This window comes from Desulforhabdus amnigena (assembly GCF_027925305.1).
Classification (GTDB): domain Bacteria; phylum Desulfobacterota; class Syntrophobacteria; order Syntrophobacterales; family Syntrophobacteraceae; genus Desulforhabdus; species Desulforhabdus amnigena.
This window is the reverse complement of the sequence record NZ_BSDR01000001.1, coordinates 3,453,765-3,474,587: the sequence shown is the minus strand read 5'-3', so window position 1 is coordinate 3,474,587 and position 20,823 is coordinate 3,453,765. Positions and strand designations below refer to the sequence as shown.

Annotated in this window: 19 protein-coding genes, 1 pseudogene and 1 riboswitch; of the genes and pseudogenes, 11 read left to right on the top strand and 9 right to left on the bottom strand. The window is 50.8% G+C overall.

The window, feature by feature from the left end; all coding sequences use genetic code 11:
• Positions 1–105: 105 nt before the first annotated feature.
• Both QMG16_RS14770 and QMG16_RS14765 read left to right on the top strand, forming a co-directional pair.
• A complete protein-coding gene (locus QMG16_RS14770; RefSeq protein ID WP_281795488.1) occupies positions 106–1,134 on the top strand; it encodes a zinc-binding dehydrogenase in 1,029 nt (342 codons plus the stop codon).
• 62 nt (positions 1,135–1,196) lie between these two features.
• Positions 1,197–1,385, top strand: a riboswitch (cobalamin riboswitch).
• Positions 1,386–1,672: 287 nt separating this feature from the next.
• Positions 1,673–1,924, top strand: coding sequence for a hypothetical protein (locus QMG16_RS14765; RefSeq protein ID WP_281795485.1), 252 nt, complete (start codon positions 1,673–1,675; stop codon positions 1,922–1,924).
• A gap of 36 nt (positions 1,925–1,960) precedes the next feature.
• Here QMG16_RS14765 and QMG16_RS14760 read toward each other — a convergent pair whose 3' ends face one another.
• The 6 genes from QMG16_RS14760 to QMG16_RS14735 all read right to left on the bottom strand — a co-directional run bounded on the left by QMG16_RS14760 (position 1,961) and on the right by QMG16_RS14735 (position 7,535).
• The gene (locus QMG16_RS14760; protein ID WP_281795482.1) at positions 1,961–2,389 is read right to left on the bottom strand and encodes an iron-sulfur cluster assembly scaffold protein; all 429 of its coding nucleotides are present in this window, start codon (positions 2,387–2,389) and stop codon (positions 1,961–1,963) included.
• A 120-nt stretch (positions 2,390–2,509) separates the two neighbouring features.
• Positions 2,510–3,655, bottom strand: a complete 1,146-nt coding sequence (locus tag QMG16_RS14755; protein ID WP_281795480.1) for an acyl-CoA dehydrogenase family protein — start codon at positions 3,653–3,655, stop codon at positions 2,510–2,512.
• 148 nt (positions 3,656–3,803) lie between these two features.
• The gene (locus QMG16_RS14750) at positions 3,804–5,069 is read right to left on the bottom strand and encodes a TRAP transporter large permease (RefSeq protein ID WP_281795477.1); all 1,266 of its coding nucleotides are present in this window, start codon (positions 5,067–5,069) and stop codon (positions 3,804–3,806) included.
• Positions 5,066–5,575 (bottom strand): TRAP transporter small permease, encoded by a 510-nt coding sequence (locus tag QMG16_RS14745; protein ID WP_281795474.1) that lies wholly within the window; start codon positions 5,573–5,575, stop codon positions 5,066–5,068. Before QMG16_RS14745 ends, QMG16_RS14750 begins: the two co-directional genes overlap by 4 nt.
• A gap of 6 nt (positions 5,576–5,581) precedes the next feature.
• Positions 5,582–6,649 (bottom strand): TRAP transporter substrate-binding protein DctP, encoded by a 1,068-nt coding sequence (gene dctP / locus QMG16_RS14740; protein ID WP_281795471.1) that lies wholly within the window; start codon positions 6,647–6,649, stop codon positions 5,582–5,584.
• Positions 6,633–7,535 carry a TRAP transporter TatT component family protein gene (locus QMG16_RS14735; protein ID WP_281795468.1) on the bottom strand — a complete coding sequence of 301 codons (903 nt, stop codon included), beginning with the start codon at positions 7,533–7,535 and terminating at the stop codon, positions 6,633–6,635. Before QMG16_RS14735 ends, dctP begins: the two co-directional genes overlap by 17 nt.
• 325 nt (positions 7,536–7,860) lie before the next feature.
• Here QMG16_RS14735 and QMG16_RS14730 point away from each other — a divergent pair, with 325 nt between their 5' ends.
• Positions 7,861–9,063 (top strand): trans-sulfuration enzyme family protein, encoded by a 1,203-nt coding sequence (locus QMG16_RS14730; protein WP_281795466.1) that lies wholly within the window; start codon positions 7,861–7,863, stop codon positions 9,061–9,063.
• Between the two features lie 166 nt (positions 9,064–9,229).
• Here the strand turns inward: QMG16_RS14730 and QMG16_RS14725 are convergent, their stop codons facing one another.
• Complete coding sequence (locus QMG16_RS14725) at positions 9,230–9,823, bottom strand: cob(I)yrinic acid a,c-diamide adenosyltransferase (RefSeq protein ID WP_281795463.1); 594 nt, start codon at positions 9,821–9,823, stop codon at positions 9,230–9,232.
• 394 nt (positions 9,824–10,217) lie between these two features.
• Here QMG16_RS14725 and QMG16_RS14720 point away from each other — a divergent pair, with 394 nt between their 5' ends.
• Positions 10,218–11,513, top strand: coding sequence for a sensor histidine kinase (locus QMG16_RS14720; protein ID WP_281795460.1), 1,296 nt, complete (start codon positions 10,218–10,220; stop codon positions 11,511–11,513).
• Between the two features lie 57 nt (positions 11,514–11,570).
• Here the strand turns inward: QMG16_RS14720 and QMG16_RS14715 are convergent, their stop codons facing one another.
• Positions 11,571–12,758: a hypothetical protein gene (locus tag QMG16_RS14715; RefSeq protein ID WP_281795457.1), complete on the bottom strand. Its 1,188-nt coding sequence runs from the start codon at positions 12,756–12,758 to the stop codon at positions 11,571–11,573.
• 238 nt (positions 12,759–12,996) lie between these two features.
• Positions 12,997–13,986 carry an integron integrase gene (locus QMG16_RS14710; RefSeq protein ID WP_281795456.1) on the bottom strand — a complete coding sequence of 330 codons (990 nt, stop codon included), beginning with the start codon at positions 13,984–13,986 and terminating at the stop codon, positions 12,997–12,999.
• 680 nt (positions 13,987–14,666) lie between these two features.
• Here QMG16_RS14710 and QMG16_RS14705 point away from each other — a divergent pair.
• From QMG16_RS14705 to QMG16_RS14680, 7 genes and pseudogenes are all read left to right on the top strand, one after another.
• Positions 14,667–16,358 (top strand): DUF262 domain-containing protein, encoded by a 1,692-nt coding sequence (locus QMG16_RS14705; protein WP_281795453.1) that lies wholly within the window; start codon positions 14,667–14,669, stop codon positions 16,356–16,358.
• A 308-nt stretch (positions 16,359–16,666) separates the two neighbouring features.
• Positions 16,667–17,029, top strand: coding sequence for a DUF6883 domain-containing protein (locus tag QMG16_RS14700; RefSeq protein ID WP_281795451.1), 363 nt, complete (start codon positions 16,667–16,669; stop codon positions 17,027–17,029).
• Positions 17,022–17,252, top strand: coding sequence for a DUF4926 domain-containing protein (locus QMG16_RS19655; RefSeq protein ID WP_373878683.1), 231 nt, complete (start codon positions 17,022–17,024; stop codon positions 17,250–17,252). The genes QMG16_RS14700 and QMG16_RS19655 overlap by 8 nt, the downstream gene beginning before the upstream one ends.
• A 730-nt stretch (positions 17,253–17,982) precedes the next feature.
• A pseudogene (locus QMG16_RS14695) lies at positions 17,983–18,225 on the top strand (reverse transcriptase N-terminal domain-containing protein); the annotation flags it as partial.
• Between the two features lie 147 nt (positions 18,226–18,372).
• Complete coding sequence (locus tag QMG16_RS14690; protein ID WP_373878749.1) at positions 18,373–18,864, top strand: reverse transcriptase domain-containing protein; 492 nt, start codon at positions 18,373–18,375, stop codon at positions 18,862–18,864.
• 169 nt (positions 18,865–19,033) lie between these two features.
• Positions 19,034–19,471 (top strand): group II intron maturase-specific domain-containing protein, encoded by a 438-nt coding sequence (locus tag QMG16_RS14685; protein ID WP_373878682.1) that lies wholly within the window; start codon positions 19,034–19,036, stop codon positions 19,469–19,471.
• 241 nt (positions 19,472–19,712) lie between these two features.
• Complete coding sequence (locus tag QMG16_RS14680) at positions 19,713–20,528, top strand: hypothetical protein (protein WP_281795450.1); 816 nt, start codon at positions 19,713–19,715, stop codon at positions 20,526–20,528.
• The last annotated feature ends 295 nt before the right edge of the window (positions 20,529–20,823 follow it).

Genomic DNA, 20,823 nt, shown 5'->3' with positions numbered 1-20,823 from the left:
TTAGCTTAAGCACTGAAGCAATAGCAACGAATCTTTGACATTCCGCCTCATTGATGTAACGGCGGTCGATCCTGCATTACGTCGTGAAAGGAGGAAACCAGGACCATGAAAGCACTCTGTTTCCACGAACACGGGGGGCCTGAAGTCATACGGTACTGCGATGTTCCGGATCTTCAACCGGCACCGGGTGAGGTTCTCATCCAGGTCAAAGCCTGCGCCCTCAATCATTTGGACATTTGGGTACGGCGGGGCTGGCCGGGACTTAAGTTGCCGATGCCCCACTGGGGCGGCTCGGATGTTGCCGGTATTGTGGCGGGACTGGGGCCGGGAGTCACCGGTTGGAGCCTGGGAAGCCGTGTGGTGGTGGATCCGGGTTCAAACTCCGTAGAGGATGAATTCACCCGGCGCGGAGAACATAGCCTGAGTCCCGGTTACCACATTCTTGGCGAACAGGTACGCGGAGGGTTGGCGGAATATGTGGTCGTCCCGGCGGAGAGTCTCATGGCCATGCCGCAGGATATGGATTTTCCGTCAGCAGCGGCCCCTCTCCTGGTTACCCTCACAGCCTGGCGCATGCTCATCCACCGAGCCAAACTGCGTGTTGGAGAATCGGTTCTGGTAGTGGGGGCCGGAGGCGGAGTGAACAGCATGGCCATCCAAATTGCAAAGCTTGCAGGGGCAACCGTTTACGTGGTGGCAGGCAATGAAGAAAAGGCAGCCGGCGCACGGGAGCTGGGAGCCGATATCGTTCTGGATCGTTCCAAATGCGACTGGGAAAGGGAAGTGTTAAAGCTCACGGACAAACGCGGCGTGGATGTCGTAGTGGACAACGTGGGAGCCGCCACCATCCACAAGAGCATGAGAGCGGTGGCGCGTGGAGGCCGCATCGTCATAGTGGGAAACACGAGCGGCCCTCAGGCCGAAATCGATATCCGCTTCATCTTCAGCAAGCAGATCAGTCTCATAGGAAGCACAATGGGCACACATCAGGACTTCAGAGAAGTGACCTCTCTCCTCTGGGCGGGAAAACTGAAACCTGTCATCCATCGGATCATGCCCCTCAAAGAAGGGCGCCGGGCTTTCGAAATCATGGAAAAGGGCGACCAGTTTGGAAAGATCGTCCTCGAACCGTAGATAGAAATATTTGTAAATGAGACTTGACAGCCATCCCCCCTTGTAGTAGAGGAATACTCGATATAATTGCATAGTGATCAGGTGCTGCAAAGCTTAAAAGGGAATCCCGTGACAATCGGGAGCGGTCCCGCCGCTGTGATCGGGGACGAAAGCCGCCTTTAAAGCCACTGTCACATTCGGGATGTGATGGGAAGGTGCGGTGAGTAGAGAGATCCGAGAGCCAGAAGACCAGCCTGACCACTTGAGGACTCGGTACGGTAGAATACTGAAGGACCTCGAATACGGAGTGCAGACCTCATCGGCTTTACAGGCCGGGAATTCTACTCTACGAAAGCGATGCCTTTCATATGCAAAATGTCTGCAATGCCCGTATAGTCTTCCCTAAGGATCAAGTTTAAACAGGGTGCAATCCTTAGAGCTTCGGCTCTAAGGATTTTTTTTTGCTTCAGCACCAGCCCTACCTCAACACACACTAACCTCTTACCCCCTGGAAGCACTCGTGCTTCCAGGGACTCTTCAACGTTCATGGAGGTCCAGGATGAAAAAAGGCTTCATTCTTTACGTGACGGAAGGGAAAAACGCATTGCAGGATACAATGGACTTGGACGAGACGCGGAACCGGTTGGGAGCGGACCGGGTGTGTCTTGCAACCTCCGAATCGGATATCGCCTACGGTTGGTGGAAGATGATGACTCAGGGAGTTCACACGGTCTTTTGTGTCAGGGCTGCATACAGCGAAGCCCAGGACGCCTTCGAAATCCAGGGAACCCCTTTGAGACTCTGCGGATAGAAAAAGGGGACCCTCCGGTCCCCTCACTTGGCTACGTTACTGCCTCAACATCCAGTTGTGGATGGCAGCATGCAATGCCTCTGCAGCCAGATAAGCGCAGTGGGTCTCTTCTTCGGTCAGTCCCTTGAGCACCATGAGGATTGTATCTCCCTCTATCGCCGCAGCATCGTCTATGTTTTTTCCTCTTGCCAGTTCCGCCGCCACGGAACCACACGCCAGGCTGGAAGCACACCCGTCAGAGAAAAAGCTTATTTCCTCGATACGTTCTCCTTCAATGCGCAGATATATTTCCATGGTTTCACCACAGTGACCCGTGATGATACCCGACGAAGTCGGATTTTCCATTCTTCCCATGAGAGTGGGTTCCCGATTCAGATCGAAAAGCTTTTCTCCGTAAACCTCTTCTTTCTCAGCCTCCGCATATTCCCGAACAGTGCCCATAAGAATGTCAGAAGATTCTTGCATGACTGGATACCCCATTCTTTCTTTTTTCCCATACGTTTGAAATTTATGTACCATACATCATACTCATCACCCAAAGGAGATACCCAAAAAACTCGATCTGCTCAACCCCCAATATTGAACTCAAGACAACCGCTTCATCACTTCCCTGAAAATAATCAGTTTTTGTATATCCTGTGTTCCTTCCCCCAGAGAAGCCGCCCAGGCATCCATGGGAAACTTGTGGATGGGGTGCTCGAAAATCACGGAGGCGGCTCCAAACAGGTCGGCCGCCCACATTCCCACCTCGCGGGCAATCTCTACCGTAAGATACTTGGCCATGGACGAATCCAACCGAAAGTCTCCGCCGCGGTCTTTATTCCAGCACGTTTTCCACAGCACGAGCCTCGCCGCTTCGATCCTGCTGTAGAAATCGGCAATTTCAAAAGATTTCGCCTGGTAATCAGCTATCTTTCTCCCAAAGACTTCCCGCTTCCGGGCATGATCCACACCCAGTTCAAAGGCTCCCACCGCAGTTCCCAGAGCGAGCGCACTGATGGTCACCCGGCTGTTGGTGAAAATCTCCAAAACCTGCTGCAACCCGCGTCCATGCTCCCCCAGGAGATTCTCATCGGGGACAAAAACGTCTTTGAACTGAAGTCGGGTAAGATCTGAAGGGATCCAAACCTGCTTGTTGAGCTTTTTTCTGCTGATTCCCTTCGACGACAGGTCCACCAGAAACATGGACATGCGCCGGCTTCTCTCCGCCCGAGGGCCGGTAACAGCTGTGATGATGGCAATATCACTGATATTGCCGTTAGTAACATAGCCTTTCGTCCCGTTGAGCACCCATCCGCCGTCCACCTTTTCGGCATTGAGGGAGATGTTTGCCACGTCACTTCCAGCTGTGGGTTCCGTATTTCCAAGGCATATGAGCGTATTCCCGAGGATGGCGGATTCCAGATGAGCTTTTTTCTGCGCCTCGGAACCAAACAGGGTCAACCCTTTGGTTCCAAGAGAAATCTGCACCAATACGGCGACCGCCACTCCCGGGGAAATCCTGGCCAGCTCCTCCATGAGCACCGATTGTTTGAGGACGGGTTGCTCCACGGGACCCTCCTTCCCCTGGTCAAACGCGAGCCACCCCTCTTTCCCCAGTTCCTGGAAAAAGCTCCGCGGCACCATCCTTTCCCGATACCATCCGGCAACATGGGGCGCCAGACGCTCCCTGAGAAAATCCTCAAAACGTTTTCGCTCTTCCATTATTTCAGCAGGAAGCAGAAAATCCATGGATTCTCCTCCTTTCAGATGTTCAACCGCATTTCTTCATGAACATCGTTTGATTTCCGATTTCATCTATCGAAAGAATAAAATCAAAGATAACCATGAAAAAAGGAAGTGGAAAAATCAAAAACGAGAGAGGTGCATCACCCAAAACTCATTTCATCCAGAGGAGGCTCAAGGCTGGGAAAAAGGTAATGATTCCAAGGGTGATCAGGAGAATGGCCAGGAAAGACAAAGATGCCCGGTACAGATGCACGATGGACTTTTCGAAGCGAAGGCTTGCGATAAAAAGGTTCATTCCGATGGGAGGCGTGGAATAGCCGATCTGCAGGTTGGTCAGAAAAATGATCCCCAGATGAATCAGATTGACCTCGTAGCTCATGGCAAGGGGAACGATAAGGGGAACCACGATGACCAGGGCGGAGAAAACATCCAGCACGCACCCCACGAGAAGCAAAAAGAAATTCAAGATCAGGAGAAAGAGATACTTGTTGCTCACATAGGTTTGCATCAATTCGAGAATTTTGTTGGGCACCTGCTGGTCGATGAGAAATGCGTTGAAGGCGAGGGAGGCCCCAAGAATGATGATGATTCCCCCCACCATCATGGAGGTTTTCAGTATGATGGAAGGAATGTCTCGCAGTTTCACTTCCCGGTGGATGACCATTTCCACCAGGAGCACATAGAAGACCGTAACGGCGGCAGCCTCGCTCAGTACGAGAAAACCGCCGAAAATTCCTCCCAGGACCACCAGAGGCAAAAGGATTTCCCAAATGGCTTCCCGGCCCGCCGCCGCCAGTTCGGAAAAGTTGAACCGGGAATGCATCCCTGTGCAACCGCAGCGGACCGCTGAATACATGCTGTAAAGGGAGAGCAGGATCAGCATGAGGAATCCCGGCGCAACGCCTGCCAGAAAAAGGTCTGAAATCTTGGTGTCCGAAACCACCCCGTAAATGATGAGGGGGAGGCTCGGCGGGAACAGGAGTCCCAGGCTTCCCGATGTCGTGAGGAGGCCCAGGGAGAAATTTTCTTCATAGCCATCCTCGATAAGGGCCGGATAGAGGAGTCCGCCCAGAGCCACGATGGTCACTCCGGAAGCCCCGGTGAGGGCGGTGAAAAAGGCGCAGGAAAGCAGGGAAACAACGGCCAGACCACCGGGAGTCCGCCCCAGAATGGCTGAAGAAAACCGGACAAGCCTCTTGCTGGCTCCGCTTTCGGCAAGGACATAGCCGGCGAAAGCGAACAGGAGCAGGGCGATGAGCATGGGATTGGCCGCCAGCCGGTACATTTCAATGATGACAACGGAGAGATCTACATCCAGAAAATAAAAACAGAGCAAGGCCGCCGCAGAAATGACGATGAAGAGCGGCATTCCGGAGATGGCCAGCAAGCTCAAAATCAGGCTCAGGAACATTTTCATGTTTCGCTACCGTTTGGACCCTGCTTCAGACTGATGATGAACCGGTATGCACACCGGAGGGACATGACGGCGAAGCTGAAAGGAAAGATGGTTTCGAGCCACCAGTAGGGGACGGCAGCAAACGCAAAATCCCCCATCGCCTTCTCGTTGACAAGAAAGGTCCAGGATGCGTAGAAAAGCAGGCTTCCCACAAGACAGGAGAACAGATCGCTTGCGAGCGTAACGACAAAATTGCCTTTGGGATTGAGCAGGCGGGGAAGAAAATCGATGCGAATATGCTTGTTCTCTGCCGTGGCCCGCGCGGTTCCAAGCAGGCTTACCCAGAGCACGATATGCCTGAGCAGCGTATCCCCCCAGACAATCCCCGTGGAAAAGAAATTCCGGAGAATGATCTGAAAGAGAGAAAAACCGGTGAGAAAAAGGACCAGCGCCACCAGAATCCACTTTTCGACCACTCCATAACACCGGGTCACAACCACAATGCTGTTGAGTATGGAGGAAGCCATTAGTTTCTAGGGATGCTCGGCCCTGTATTCGGCAAGGGCGCTTTTGACCCTTGCGACCGCATCAGGCGGCAGAAACTTTGGATCGAGACTGGCCATGGCTTTGTCACGCAGATCGATAAACCCTTTTACCTGGGCCGCATTGGGAGTCACCTTCTGAACGCCTCGCTTGAGGATGACCTGGATGGCCTCATCATTATCCTGGCGGGTCTTCTCATTGAGCCGCTTCAAATGTTTTGCACATACTTCCCGCATCGTCTGGCGGAGAGGCTCGGGGATCTTCGCCATCACTTTCTTATCGATGAGGAGGGCTCCACCAATATAGGAAAGAGGAAGATCCGTGAAGTACTTGATCTGGGTATTCCACTGAGTCACCAGCGCATAATAAGGCGAATTATAGACCACATCCAGGAGGTGCGTCTGTAGAGCGACCAGCACGTCCGGGATGCCTATGGCCACCGTCGAAACATCGGCTCTGTCGATCAACGCCTGGGACATGGGCATATTCGCCTTGGCCCAGACCTTCTTGCCTTTCAAATCCTCCAGGCCGGCAATGGGGGAAGTGGACATGAAATAGAGAAAACCCAGTTCAGGCCAGCCCAGGATTTCATAGCCGCATTGCAGGAAGTTCTTCCTGAAATCCGGTTCCATTTTTCCCATAACGTAATCGACTTCCCCATAATTGTGGAAGAGGAAAGGGACCTGCATCGCACGCAGAGTCGGATCCATGTCGGTAAGAGCCGTGGCCGTAAAGACTGCGGCATGGACAAGTCCAACGCGCAGCTTCCTCAACACATCCTCCTCGTCGCCGAGGACAAACCCCGAAAACATCTTGAAACCGACCTTGCCTCCCGTTTTCTGAAGCAATTCGTCGTTCATTTCCTTGAAAATTTGCATGAGCGAACTGTTGTCGGGAGCCAGTGTGGCGAGCTTGATTTCGAACTCCGGCGTTCCTGCTCCCAAGGCATGGTGGGGCGTCATGAGACAATAGGCGAAGCAAAAACATATCCCCCAAAACACGTATTTCGCGATGGGAGATCTCGATTCGGACAGAAACGATTCACGGTTGTTCTTCAAAATATTCCTCCGTCCTGGCCAGAAGCTTCTCGGCTTTTTCCTGGGCCATCACATTGCTCAACGTCAGGTTCGGTATTTCACCGGGGGAAGCAGCCAATACTTCCTTCAAAGTGTTCACGAAAAGATCACGGTCTCTGGCTCCCAGCGCATAGTACTGCGCATAGAGAACCTTTGCCATCAAAGTCTTGTCGCTTCCCAACGCAAAGGCTTTCTGAAAATGTTCTTTGGCCTCAGGAAGATTCCCCCCAAGAGCGGCGGGTTTTGCAGCCAGATAAATTCCCATCAAAAGGTGAGGCCCTCCGTGGTAGTAAGATTCATCCAGTTCCAGAAGGCGTTTCATGACAGCTTCCAGCGCCGGGAGATCCGCCATGGCTTCAACACTGCTGATATTCATACCGATCCATCCAGCCCAGGCATTGGCCGTCCAAAAGAGTTCGGGGACATCCCTCTTATCGTACTTTTGCAGGAACCGATCGAATTCCTGAATATTGCCCGAGGCCGCCCCGGCAAAATCCCCGCGATGGGAAAGGGCTCGAAATCCATAATGCTTTGCTTTGTCGTAGAGCGCTTCCGCTTCTTTTTTTTCCTCATCTGTCAGAAACGAGCCAGCGTAGGTAGCATACCCCTGACAGCCTGCGGTGAGAAGGTCTTTGTTCTTCGGGTAGGCTTCGATGAGACCATCCATGAGCATGAGATAGGCCGGCGTTCCCTGCTTGACAATGGTCGGGCTGGATTGTTTGGAAGCCGCCCTGGCGACATCCTCAACAGTGAGAGCGACGGCAGCCACCCTGGTCTGTTTCATGGGAATACATCCGGTTGAAGCCAAGAGCACGATTCCCACACCAACCACAACACGATTCTTCGCTGAAGCAAATATCCGCGGCATTGGATTTCAATTCCTTGCAGAAGGGGGAGGTTGCAATCAATCTTTTCATCGGACGTCTTCAATGCAAATGCAATTTTACTACTTATTTGCTGAAATAAGGTTTGTCAAGAATCACAAGGGCCAACACGGCAATTCCTCCTCTTCAAGGCAAATGCCCGGGGAAGGACCGTTTTATGTTCTTTCCGCTTCGGTTCCCATTGCAAAAGGACTCCCCATGTTCTTATAAGTAAAGTGTTGGGAAGAAGGTAACCGTTCGCAGCAGAAGCCACAAAAAATATAGACGCAAAAGACCAAACCGTTCATCTCACAAACCAGGAGCCAGGATATGAAGAAAAGAGAGAGTCACCCTCACTCCATGCACAAAGCCACCAAAGCGATTCACATGGGAATTCTGGAGGATTCAATATACGGGGAGGTTTCCGTTCCCATTTTTCAGAGCTCCACCTTCGCTTTTCCCAGTGCGGAAGAAGGCGCGGCGCGCTTTGCGGGAGAGCAACCGGGATATATTTACACCCGGTTGAAAAACCCCACGGTTCACGCTCTGGAGGAGAACGTGGCATCCCTTGAAAATGGCTTTGGGGGAATGGCCACGGCCACGGGAATGGCCGCCATCAGCACCGTATTCATGGCCCTTCTCGACCGGAACACCCATGTGCTCTCAACGGACTCGGTCTACGGCGCGACACGCGTCCTGTTGGAATCGGAAATGCCCCGGTTCGGAGTGAAATCCACCTTTGTAGATACTTCCGACCCCGAAAAGATCAAAAAGGCCCTGCAGCCTGAGACCCGCATGGTTTACGTAGAAACCCCCACCAATCCCACCATGATCCTCACAGACCTGGGAGCTGCGGCAAAGATCGCTCACGATCACGGGGCCCTTCTCGTGGTGGACAACACTTTTGCAAGCCCCTACCTGCAGCGCCCCCTGGAATATGGCGCGGATATTGTTGTTCACAGCCTTACGAAATTCATCAACGGCCACAGCGACGTGGTCGGAGGAATGATCATTACGAAAAAGGATGATACCTTCAAGAAAATCCGGAGAGTACTCAATCTTTTCGGAGGTACCATGGACCCTCATCAGGCATGGCTCATACTGAGAGGCGTCCGCACCCTGCCGCTTCGGGTGGAAAGGGCCCAGCAAAACGCCATGCAGATTGCCCAGTTTCTCAGCCGCCACCCCAAGGTGGCCTGGGTGAGGTACCCGGGCCTTCCCAACCATCCCCAACACCCCCTGGCAAAAAAACAGATGGACGGATTCGGTTCCATGATCTGCTTCGGCGTCAAAAACGGACTTCAGGGCGGAGTGACCCTCATGAACAACGTTCGGCTCATCACGCTCGCCGTCTCCCTGGGAGGAGTGGAATCCCTCATCGAGCATCCCGCATCCATGACGCACACATCCATTCCCCGCGAGGAACGAGAGGAGGCCGGAATATTGGATGAACTGGTCAGGCTCTCCGTAGGCTGCGAAGATTTCGAAGACCTCAGGGAAGACCTGGAGCAGGCCCTGGATAAAATTCCATAAAAAATAAAAGAAAGCCTCTCCATCTAACATTGTCGTATTCACCAAGGAGACACGGAGGGCGCAGAGAAAGACCTTATAAATGACTCCGTATCTCCATGGTTCAGATGAAACCTGGTTCTGCGAAAATCTGCGTAATCTGCGGATGAAAAAGTTTTACTGCCCCTTTTCAGTAGTCGATGCCCGGCTGCGGTTCTATGTCTTTGCGGTACGCATGCTTGATCTCCTTTACTTCACTGACGGTATCCGCCAGATCAATGATTTCGGGATGGGCGTCCCGGCCGGTCAGAATGAGGTGCATGAGATGCGGCTTGCCGCGAATCAGTTCCAGAACCTGTTCCAGGTCCACCAGTTTCAGTTGCAGGGCATTGTTGATTTCATCCAGAACCACCAGATCGTACTTTCCCGATTCGATTTTTTCCTTGGCCATCTTTATCGCCCTCTGAGCCGCTTCACGGTGTACGGGATGGGAATAGGGATTCCCTTGAATGCCGCAAAAACCCATCCCTGAGGGGATCAATTCCACATCGCAATCCAGCTTGCGGATTCCATCCCATTCCCCCGTATAAATATCGCCCTTCATGAACTGAATGATGGAAACCTTCATGCCGTGTCCACAGGCACGCAGCACCATGCCCAGAGCGGAAGAACTCTTTCCCTTGCCGTATCCCGTCAACACCACAGTCAACCCGACTCTCTTTTCGGGTTTCATATAAGTGATTTTCAGCTCCGGGTGTAAACGTTCCAATTTTTTGATATCCATTGCTCTATTTCCTCCCCTGGCTCTCTCAAAGGCGAAGGCGGTGTTCTTCGACTGGAAACCCAAGTTTAAGCTAATCATGCACGGCCCCTCCCACATCCTTATGCTCATTTCAATCACTGCATTTTGATAGCCGGGAGTGCGATTTGGAGGTGCGATTCCAACGTTACAAAATTGTTTGGGCCAGGATAGATGGTTCCTCCAGAAATACGGAATGCTACATTTATGTTGCACAACAGGTTTGAACAATTTTCAAACCAATAGAAATTAATTTATAATAACGAAATGTTGAATATCATGGCATGCAAAATGATATTCTTCCGGGCAAGTCAAATCTGTCGGAACGGATCAAGATCAGGTGCTTAAGACATCCTGAACACTTTGGGAAACACGGGCCATGCAAGATACAGAAAAAACCAGGGAAGAGCTTTTGGAAGAAATCGCCGACCTGCGCCGTAAATGCGCATTGCTGCAAGAGTGCGCGGCGGAAGGGAAACGGGCGAAGGACGCATTGCAGGATCAACTGCATTTCCTGCAGACACTGATCGATACCATCCCGAACCCCATCTTTTATAAGGACACCCGGGGATTCTACCTCGGCTGCAACAAGGCCTTCGAGGAGCGTCTCGGGATGACGCGGGAAGAAATTGTCGGTAAATCCGCAAATGACCTGTTCCCGGAAGACCTGGCCGCCAGATATGACGAAATGGATGTGGCTCTTTTGCGCCGGCCGGGCATACAGATCTATGAAAGCAGCATCGTTTATCCCAATGGCGTCAAGCACGATATCATACTCAACAAGGGGACGTTCACCAATGCAGAGGGGGATCTCTCGGGGCTTGTAGGCGTTACCGTGGACATCACCGAGCGAAAAAAAGCCGAAGAGGCACTTCAAAGAGCCCACGATGAACTGGAAATGCGGGTGGCGCGAAGAACGGAGGAACTTGCAAAGGCCAACGAGGAGCTCAAAACCGAGATCAGGGAACGTAAAAAGGCCGAGGAAGCCCTGCAGAAGAGTGCGGAAAAGCTAAAATTCTTCGCCTATTCCGTCGCTCACGACCTCAAGAGCCCAACCATCGGCATCTATGGCCTCACCAACCTTCTCCACAAGAAATACGGGGACCTTCTCGATGAAAAGGGGAAACATCTCTGCGAACAAATTCTGAAAGCTTCAGAACTCGTCGTGGCCCTTGTTGAAAAAATCAACATCTATGCCGCGGCCAAAGAGACCCTCTTGAATATCGAGGCAGTCAGCACCAAGGAGATCTTCCAAATGCTGAAGGATGAATTTTCCGCGCAGTTGAGCCTCCGTTGCATCGAATGGGCTGAACCCGAACAACTGCCCGAAATCAAGGCCGACCGGCTTTCCATATTCAGAGTCTTTAGAAATTTTGTAGACAATGCATTGAAGTATGGAGGAGAGGGTCTCACCCGCATCGAGATCGCTTATGAAGAAACTGGAGAGCATCACATTTTTTCCGTGAGCGACGATGGAGTGGGGGTCAAAACCGAAGATTCCGAGTCGATCTTTGAGCTCTTTCAGCGCAACGATACGTCAAGAGGGACTCCGGGAACGGGGCTCGGGCTGGCAATCGTCAAGGAAATCGCGGAACGCCACCAGGGAAGGGTGTGGGTGGAACCGAGGAAGGGCAGGGGGAGCACTTTTTACATTTCCATTTCCAAACTCCTGTGAAATCCTGCAACTCTTTAAGAGGGCGGACTCTCACGGCAAAGACGGCTACTTTCGCTTCTAATAAAAGAGATCCAACCCGCTGAGGCCGTAGAGCCTTCGAATCTGGTAAGCAAGAGAATCCGGCAGATAGCGCCCCCACAGCTTGAAGGGAATCCGGTCGATGTCCACCCTGGGGCTGAAGCCCACCGCAAAGAGGTATTCCAGCAGGAACTCCACATTCATGGATATATTCCCCTTATAGAGCCAGTTTTCCCTCTGAGCCATCATCCTTTTTTCGTGAATGCAGTTTCCCAGTTCCGATTCCACCATATCGGGATAAGTGGAGAGAATGACTTCGATGCATACAGTGGGGTCCCCCCCCTGGAGGAAGGAAGGAAATTCCTTCTTCAACCGATCCTCGGGAATCCCCCTGTTCCGGTATTTTTCCCAGCCCCTCGATTCCTCGTACCTTCTGCACACCCGGTCCACATCCCAAAGTACATCGAGGAGCAGGTTGGTGGCCTGGTAGCGCCCGTGAAACGTTTCTTTTTCGATGATCCTCACTTTTGGATTTACGGCCAGGGCCGATTCCAGGCGAGACAATTTCTCCTGCGTCGCGATGATCTTCATGCCGCCCACATCGTTCAACGTGATGGAATCCCTGTCAAACCGGATGAGACCTTCACTGAAGGCCCGCGCGATGTCTGCTTCGGCATCCATGAATTCCCGCCTCATGACCTCCTGAGGGCTCACAAGGTGCTCAAGAGGTATCCCCGCCTCCCTGGCTCGATTTTGAGCCATCTCCTGCGCCCGGTTCTGCACCAGCCGAAAGATCCAGTTAGCGATCTTGCGATTGGCCTTTTCAGCAATTCTGCGTGGCCGCTTGATTCGGTAAAGCCCCAGGAGCCGCTCCTTTTCATCGAGGCACATGACCCCATTGATGGGAGTTTCCCTGTAATAATAATCGGGATTTTTCCTGTAGAGGCGAATCAATTCCTCGGCTCTCGGCGTCATTTCGACGTTTCCGGCACAAATGGCATCCCGCAGTTCCCCCTTGAGGTTGATGCGTTTTTTGTGAAACGGCTTGTCATGAACGGCTGCGAGAGCGGAGACCGCCAGAGTGTCCAGCGTTTCGCCCAAAATAAAACCGTCGCAAATGAGAATTTCCGTGAGGCGCAGAGCATCCCGCTTTTCGGGCCGCCCGCAGAACCAGCGTTCGGCAATCTGAAACAAGTCTTCGCGATGCGCAAAAGAGGTGAGATACACTTTCCCTGTTCACCTTCCCTTGGAATTGTTCTTTTTGCAGAGGGTTTGACAGGCGACTTCAAAGGTTCATATGCCGATGAAAATTATCGATCAACAGTCAAGTACTTACGATCTATTAAAAAACTTTATAAGATTCAAGACAACAGCGCAAGAGTCACCTTTCCCTGTTCTTCGCGGTTTGTCAACATTGACTGCAAAGGAGGTATAACAGCTTGAATTTTGAGGCATTGCCAAATTTCTATCGCTGCCTTGGCGCCAGGATATCTGCGGGACTGATGACCCCCTTCCCGCCCCTGTTCAAAACATGCGTGTAAATCATGGTGGTGCTGACGTCTTTGTGCCCCAGGAGTTCCTGAACAGTGCGGATGTCATAGCCTGCTTCAAGAAGATGCGTGGCAAAGCTGTGCCTTAGGGTGTGACAGCTTCCCTGTTTGTGTATCCCCGCAGCTTGGATGGCTTTTTTGACCGCCCTTTGGAGCAATTTCTCGTCCAGGTGGTGCCTTCTGATTTTACCGCTCCGCGGATCCAACGACCTGCTCCCGGCTGGAAACACATACTGCCAGCCCCACTCTTTCCCCGCGCCGGGATATTTTCTCTCCAGTGCATAAGGGAGATACACCTCTCCGAATCCATCTATTAGATCGCTTTCGTGAATAAGTCGGACTCTGTCGAGATGCCGCTGCAGCTCGGTCCTTATGCTGTTTGGGAGCATGGTGATTCTGTCCTTCTGACCCTTTCCCTCACGAACAGCGATTTGGCCGTATTCGAAGTCAATATCCTTGACGCGGAGTCGCACGCATTCCATGAGTCGCAATCCTGCTCCGTAAAGAATATTGCCCATGAGCCAATGGATACCATCAAGTCGGGCAAGCAGAGCAGTGACTTCGGTTTTTGTAAAGACGACAGGAATTCTCTCCGGTCTCTTGGCCCGCTGGACGTTTTCCAGCCATGGAAGCTCAATGCCGAGCACTTCTTTATAAAGGAACAGGATTGCACTGAGCGCCTGGTTTTGTGTGCTGGCAGAAACATTCTTCTCAACAGCCAGGTGCGTGAGAAACTCCTCCACCTCCCTCGCCCCCATTTCACGGGGGTGTCTTTTCTTATGGAAAAGAATGTAACGTTTATTCCAATTCACATAGGCCTTTTCAGTGCGGATGCTGTAATTCTTGAGCCGGATTTTATTGCGCAATCGGTCAAGAAGCTTTGGTTCCTTTGGCTTTTCGTTCATATCGTTTGGCTCTTGCGTTCTGGTTGTTGCCTGGCAAACCGCGGTGGTGCAACATAGCCCTTGAGGCTCCGAATGATGCCGTGAGAAATAATCGGCTGATCACGGAAAATACTTGACCGGCAAACGAATCATGAATAATCTACACAAAATAAAACGCGTCGGTTGATTTACCCTCTGAATATCTTGAAATATTAAGAAGAAACGAACACATAATGCCATCGCTTCAAGAAAGGTATTCGATACAATCCGAGTCTGTTGCATGTCCTGGAAACCCGTGTCAGGGTGAACTATTGACCTTCATGTTGATCAGCCAAAGTAATTGATCTCAAATCACTTGTGTGTCAGCAATTCCCGGGGATAGTTTAATATACTGATTTGCTTATGAAAATAAGCAAAGCCTTTCGTAAACTTTGTGTAAGTAAATACAAGAAACTCAACCGGTTAAGCTTTTTTCCTCCGGGAATTGCTGCTTGTGTGTCTAATCCGTTTTTCGGAGGAAAAAATAAAAAGGTGTATAATCCGGAATCGGCTTTAGGATTCATTGTAATTTCGACCTGTTAAAAATTCAGTGCCCGGATTAGACACCTGATTTGGTGTATTTGTCGGAATTTTTTGATTCAATATTTGGTGTCTAATTCATGTTATGCCCCCAAATCACAATCCAAAGGAGAAATGAAGTTATGGAAGCTTCAACAACAATCAAACAAATGTTGGCAGGAAACAGAATCTTTGTGCCGGCTTACCAACGTGCCTACTCTTGGGATACAGAATTTGAAAGTAGCAAAGCGCCAAAACAAGTAAACACCTTTTTATCTGACTTGGAGGACTACAACCGAAGCTCAACAAAATCTAAATTCTATTTCGGACATTTCCTTTTTGAAGAAAAATCGGAAAATGAGTTTGGAGTAATTGACGGCCAGCAACGTCTTACAACAATATCAATTTTTTTATCGGCTCTTTTTCTCCGTCTGAAAGCTATTCGCCCATTGTCAGAAGACGAAGATGAATCTTTTGAGGATTTAATAAAAAGAAAATCAACTTATCGTTTTGCGACTGTTGGTTACGACAACCAGCTTTTCAAAGATTATGTGATTGACCAAATCAAGAAAGATAAAAATGGGCTTGAAACGGAATCAGCTAAACGAATAGTAGATGCATTTGATTTCTTTTCTCAAAAGCTTGCAGATAAAGACGAGGTATATCTATTAAAAATGCTTGAAACTGTTCAAGGTTCATCTTGCACAACACATCCAGTAACAGATGAATCAGAAGCTATTCAGATGTTTATTTTTCAAAACAATAGGGGCAAAAAGCCTTCAAACTTGGAGATAATCAAAGCACAATTTATGTTCATTGTTCATCTTTACGGAGGGGATGAAAAGGAATCTTTAATCGAAGAAATCAAGTCAAGGTTTGAGAAAATTTATAAATCAATTTCGTCTATTGAATACAATATTGATGAGGATGACGTTTTGGTTTACACATTGAGAGTGCATTTCAACTCTCTTTGGGAATCAAACGCAATTGAGAAAATAAATAAACTGCTTTCAGGGGAAAATTCGATTTCATTTATCAAGTTATTTACCCAATCTCTTGCCGTTAGCTTTGAGCATTTAACGACATTCTTCGGTAAAGATGAGAAAGAAAACCTTGAAATTCATTCGTTAATTTCGCTTGGTGGGATTGCTATTGCCATCCCATTCATTATTAAGGCCTACAAATTCGGACTTCAACAAAGACAATTATCCCAGCTTTGTTCAAGCCTTGAATCATTGGTAATCAGACACAGACTAATAGGAACAAGAGCCGATATAACTTCCAGACTTAATGATGTTTATCAAAAATTCAAAGAGGACAATTCCGATATCAGGCCAATAATTGACAAAATTGAATGGATGAAAAATGTGGGTTCTGACTCTTGGTGGTGGGCATATTGGAACAATCAGGCATTGGAAAGAGCCTTACAAGGCGGAATTAACCACTCGATTGCTAAATTCTTGCTTTGGAAATACGAGACTCATCTTGAATCACAAGGAAAAAGTGGTTACTCAATAACCAGATTTGATAAAATAATCAATCCAGAGTTGGAGCATATTGCACCCGAGACAGAGAACCCGGAAACTGGTTATGACACCTATGACGAAGAGTTTGTAAATCAATACATCAACTGTCTTGGAAACTATTTGCTGATTTCTAAGTCTCATAATTGCTCAGTTGGCAACAAGCCATTTGCAGACAAACGAGCAAGTTACAAACATTCAGAACAGCAAAGAGAGGTTCAAGAAATGACCAAGGACAACTTGAATTGGACAAGAAGTCTCATTCAAGAACGAAAAGAGAAAATCATTAAAGTGCTCATGGATAAATGCTAAATGGCATAACAAGGCGCTGCACTGGACGGGGATTCCGCTGCGCTCCATCCCCGCCAGTGAGCTTTGCGTTCGCGCCGCCTCCGGCGGCGCGAATGGGGAGTTGCGCGACTCTCACGATGGTTCTCGCCGCCTGCGGCGTCTCGAACCAACGTTCGAGCGGAAACCGCCTTCGGCGGCTCCGCCCCCCTTGGCACTCGGGCCTGCAATAAATTGCAGCCCTCGTGGCCAAGGGGTTCCGCTCAACTCCCCATTAGGGCTCCAGATCCTGCCGATCCAGTGGCATATCAAGAAAGAGATTATCAAGAACCATGAAGCTACCAAGGAATCGGGAAGCTATCGTTCCAGAGAGGAAGATCACTGAGTATCTTCTCTCCGAGAGCCATCCAGTGGGTAAGGCCAAAGCCAGGTACTTCAGAGCGTTGGGTTATAGCGAGAGAAATGCCTCACAACTGAAGGAAGACCTTACAGCGATAGCTGTCACCTACGAAGTCACTGAAATGATCGACACTCCTTTTGGAAGGAAGTATGTTGTAGATGGAGCGTTGGCTACACCAGGCGGAATCAAAGCACGAGTGCGTACAGTGTGGATAGTGGAAGCAGGAGAAGATATTTCCCGCTTCGTCACGGCATACCCGAGAGAGGAAGAGAATAGAGGAGTAGAAAGTGATTAGAGAGTTAGATACTGTGGTACTCACCCGGGATCTCCCCGAGTATGGACTGAGCCGTGGGGATATTGGTGTTGTAGTACACTGCTACAAGGGTAGTGTAGCCTTCGAGGTTGAATTTGTCACCGGTAAAGGCGAGACAGTGGCAGTTGCTACACTGGACTCAAAAGACGTTCGGCCAATGCATTCCAATGAGATCCTTCATGCTCGAGAGATCAGAGCTGCGTAGAATCAGTTCTGGGAATGCCCCGTAGTCTTTTTAGCTTTAGATTTCCTTGGCTTATCATGGGGTCGCCCTGCCCTAACGGCGTTATGGTGCGACACGATGTCGCATAGTTGAGTGTACTCAGGTAGTTACCTGGAGTACCCGGCATGTTCCTGCCGGACCCTACGCAGGCGTGCTACCGTCGCGCTGATGACGGGGTGCGAAGCCCTGCGGACAATGTACCGAATCGGGCTCAAATGGTGACAGGCGAGCCCCTCCGGGAATCCTCCCCGGTTAAGGGCTAGGGTCGGGTGATATGGTGAAAGTAATTGAATACTCTCAAGCGTCGTCAACGAGCTACGGACCTACGAGGATTAACAAGAAGTGGTACCAGGTCTAAGGCCGCTTCCCAGAGTTTGCGGCAAGAGGTCAGGATGCAGGTCTCCTAACTGCCTGCACGGAACCGTTGGACCTCCGGCGTAGAGGGCACACCTAAGTCATCCATAGGATCAACTGTGAGGAACGTGGTAACCCCGTCCTTCGCCTGGAGCAAGTCCAGGCAAGCAAACCGCAAGGCATGCCGATGGAGAGGCGGGAGGAAGAGGTTGGAAGAAGCGAAGGCTTTCGGGAAAGCCGAAAGATAGGGCATGAAACATGGCTCAACGCCAAAACCGGCAGGCTTCAGCCCCGGTGAACGAGCGTGCAGACGTCCAACTGGTGTCTCTTTGCGAGAGAACAGGTAGAACCTTTGAAGATGAGAAAGCAAATGACGGCTCAAAAGGCTGGTGCACTCAAAGATGACGCCGACAAGTGGAGCTCCATTGACTGGAAGGAAGCCCGGCGGGAAGTCGGAAGGTTGCAGGTTCGTATCGCAAAGGCTGTGAAGGAAAACAGATGGAATAAGGCTTGATCACTACAATATCTGTTAACCCATTCGTTCAACGCCAAGCTACTGGCTGTAAAACGAGTGACCTCCAACAAGGGGAACAAGACCCCCGGTGTTGACGGCGTCCTGTGGCAAGGCGCTCGAACCAAATGGCGGGCTGTTTGCAGCCTGCGCAGACGTGCCTATCATCCTCAGCCCTTGAGGAGGATTTATATCGAAAAGAAGAACGGAAAACTCCGGCCCCTATCGATTCCCACCATGTATGACAGGGCGCAACAAGCACTTCATAAGCTGGGCCTGGCGCCCGTAGCCGAAACGACAGCCGACAAGAACTCCTACGGCTTTCGGGAAGGCAGATCGTGTGCCGATGCCGTAGCCTGTGCCTTTAATGCGCTCTCGAAGCCTAATTCGGCTCCATGGGTGCTCGAAGGAGACATCCGTGGCTGCTTCGACAACATCTCTTTTGAATGGATGTTGAAGAACATCCCCATGGACAAAGCCGTTCTTTATAAGTGGTTAAGGGCGGGATACGTGGAAAACGGCATACACTATCCCACACGCAAGGGAGTTCCCCAAGGTGGGATCATTTCTCCCACCATCTCGAATATGGTGCTTGACGGATTGAGGAAGCCGTCCGCTGTGCAGTCCCCCGCAGGTGCCGTACCAACTTTGACCGCTACGCGGATGATTTTTCATCATCACAGGAAAATCCAAAAGCATCCTGGAAGATGCCATCCAGCCGGTGGTTAAAGGCTTCCTTGCCGAGTGTGGCCTCGAGCTCTCACCAGAGAAGACCGTGATCACGCACATAAAAGACGGATTTACGTTCCTCGGGCAAACCTTTCGAAAGCATGGCCGGGTGCTGCACATCACGCCATCCACTGAGGGAGTTCACGCCCTCATGCATAAGGTGGGAACAATGATCCGTGAACACGTCGGCGCGCCGATGCCGGCCTTGATCAAGAAGCTCAATACAACGCTTCGGGGTTGGGCCAACTACCACCGCCACGTGGTGGCGTCGGAAGCCTTCAGTCGTATCGACACGTATGTTCATGAACAACTCTGGCGCATGGTACGCCGACGGCATTCAGGGAAGTCCGCGCAATGGCTGATCAAGCAATACTGGTCGGCCGCCGAAAAGAATGTATTCGCCGTTCTGGCCAAGACCGCAAAGAAACTCTACCGGGTCATGCGAGTGAGCGCTATGGGTATTCGGAGATCTATGAAGATCAAAGCGGATGCTAATCCTTATCTTCCCGAGTACGCTGCCTACTTCTGGCGTCGACGGAACAAGAAGGATAGCAAGCTGCTGCCGGCCATGTCAGCCCGGGAATTGCGGGCGATGGCTTCGGCTTAGGAGGTAACATAGCCGGGCCGCCCCACAAGGGCTGCCTTTTGAGATGCTTGAGCCGTATGACGGGAAACTGTCACGTACGGTTCCAAGGGGGGAAAGGGGCCGAGAGGCCCCTAACCTACCCGATCGTACCGAAACCAGGCAAGCGGGGGACAGTGATCTGTAAGGCATGGCGCCCCTTTCGGATGACACGCGTGGACCTTGTGATTAAGTGGGTTTCAAACAAGCGTAGAAGGAGTAATAGATGGCGACTGATGAACCCGAAGCTGCTGAGCTGCGGAAGTCGAGGATAGAGATGCCTACAATTGAAAAGCTCCTCAATTTCATACAAGACCGCGATGCCCGGTTGGGACTTGTCCTGTCTGTCTTTCTTCTTTTTCTGCTAATCTTTGTCTGGTTTAGCAACGCCTATGGCGGTCTTTCTGAGGGGGCCATCTCTGGTTTAATCCGCGCCTTCGGCGTGTTTCTGCTCCTAGCTACCAGCTTTGTCATTTTCTTTAAGGTAATCGATGGCAGTATCCTACCGCAGATCATCGTATGGTATTTCACCTCCCTTTTGCTGCTCACCGTTTCGGCCTTCTGGGTTCAGGCAGTTCTTCGTACACCCACACCATTTCTGATCGAAGCTCGATGCTTCGTCGATCCCTGGTCGCAGGGCTGCCCCCTAGGAATACCCATGGCGCAGAAAGTCGAGGTGGTGCCTCTCCCGACCGGACCACCGCAAGATTTGACGCGGCCGGACCCACGCAACAGAGTGTATGTTCAATTCGCTGGAGCATTGTCGCGACCGGACGTCACAACTGTTTCAAAGAAGTTGAAAGATAATGGCTGGAATGTTCAGGGCGCAGAGCAAGGTGGCGAGCGCACCGCCCAAGCTGTCGGTATCGATCAGGTACGCTATTTTCATAAAGAAGATGAAGCTCTCGCCAAGCGCTTAGCAAGAGAGTACAACGAACTCGCTAAATGGAAAGGATTCGATCAGCTAGCAGTCGCATTCGTAGCTGGACACGAATCCAGAGTTCCAGTGGGTCATCTTGAAGTCTGGACCAGCGTTGACTGAAGCCGTCGCTTGACTGCTTTTGGCTGAAAGTGGACGTCTTAGGAGCACGCGGGTTCCGCCTAACCATTGTTCAAGAAGCCCGGACTGGCATGGATTCTGGTATAGGGTATTGGTTCGATTTGCAGGAGAGTCGATTGACTGGAAGCAATGAAAGGTTCACGGTTTCCAGCCAATTTGGGGGAAGATAAGCAAGCAGATTGCCGTGATTGTGGTCAAGCCAGACTCATTCAGCGCATCAGAGAGCCTTCACGATAGGGATTTATTTGAGTAATCTTCATTGATTGGGCGTACCTCA

Bases quoted from the DNA above. Each gene is read 5' to 3' on its own strand.
- QMG16_RS14680 (WP_281795450.1), top strand. From the start codon at position 19,713: ATGGCGACTGATGAACCCGAAGCTGCTGAGCTGCGGAAGTCGAGGATA.
- QMG16_RS14705 (WP_281795453.1), top strand. From the start codon at position 14,667: ATGGAAGCTTCAACAACAATCAAACAAATGTTGGCAGGAAACAGAATC.
- QMG16_RS14745 (WP_281795474.1), bottom strand. From the start codon at position 5,575: ATGGCTTCCTCCATACTCAACAGCATTGTGGTTGTGACCCGGTGTTAT.
- QMG16_RS14770 (WP_281795488.1), top strand. From the start codon at position 106: ATGAAAGCACTCTGTTTCCACGAACACGGGGGGCCTGAAGTCATACGG.
- QMG16_RS14750 (WP_281795477.1), bottom strand. From the start codon at position 5,069: ATGAAAATGTTCCTGAGCCTGATTTTGAGCTTGCTGGCCATCTCCGGA.
- QMG16_RS14700 (WP_281795451.1), top strand. From the start codon at position 16,667: ATGAAGCTACCAAGGAATCGGGAAGCTATCGTTCCAGAGAGGAAGATC.
- QMG16_RS14725 (WP_281795463.1), bottom strand. From the start codon at position 9,823: ATGGATATCAAAAAATTGGAACGTTTACACCCGGAGCTGAAAATCACT.
- QMG16_RS14765 (WP_281795485.1), top strand. From the start codon at position 1,673: ATGAAAAAAGGCTTCATTCTTTACGTGACGGAAGGGAAAAACGCATTG.
- QMG16_RS14710 (WP_281795456.1), bottom strand. From the start codon at position 13,986: ATGAACGAAAAGCCAAAGGAACCAAAGCTTCTTGACCGATTGCGCAAT.
- QMG16_RS14685 (WP_373878682.1), top strand. From the start codon at position 19,034: ATGATCCGTGAACACGTCGGCGCGCCGATGCCGGCCTTGATCAAGAAG.
- QMG16_RS14760 (WP_281795482.1), bottom strand. From the start codon at position 2,389: ATGCAAGAATCTTCTGACATTCTTATGGGCACTGTTCGGGAATATGCG.
- QMG16_RS14755 (WP_281795480.1), bottom strand. From the start codon at position 3,655: ATGGATTTTCTGCTTCCTGCTGAAATAATGGAAGAGCGAAAACGTTTT.
- QMG16_RS14690 (WP_373878749.1), top strand. From the start codon at position 18,373: ATGTATGACAGGGCGCAACAAGCACTTCATAAGCTGGGCCTGGCGCCC.
- QMG16_RS14730 (WP_281795466.1), top strand. From the start codon at position 7,861: ATGAAGAAAAGAGAGAGTCACCCTCACTCCATGCACAAAGCCACCAAA.
- QMG16_RS14735 (WP_281795468.1), bottom strand. From the start codon at position 7,535: ATGCCGCGGATATTTGCTTCAGCGAAGAATCGTGTTGTGGTTGGTGTG.
- QMG16_RS14720 (WP_281795460.1), top strand. From the start codon at position 10,218: ATGCAAGATACAGAAAAAACCAGGGAAGAGCTTTTGGAAGAAATCGCC.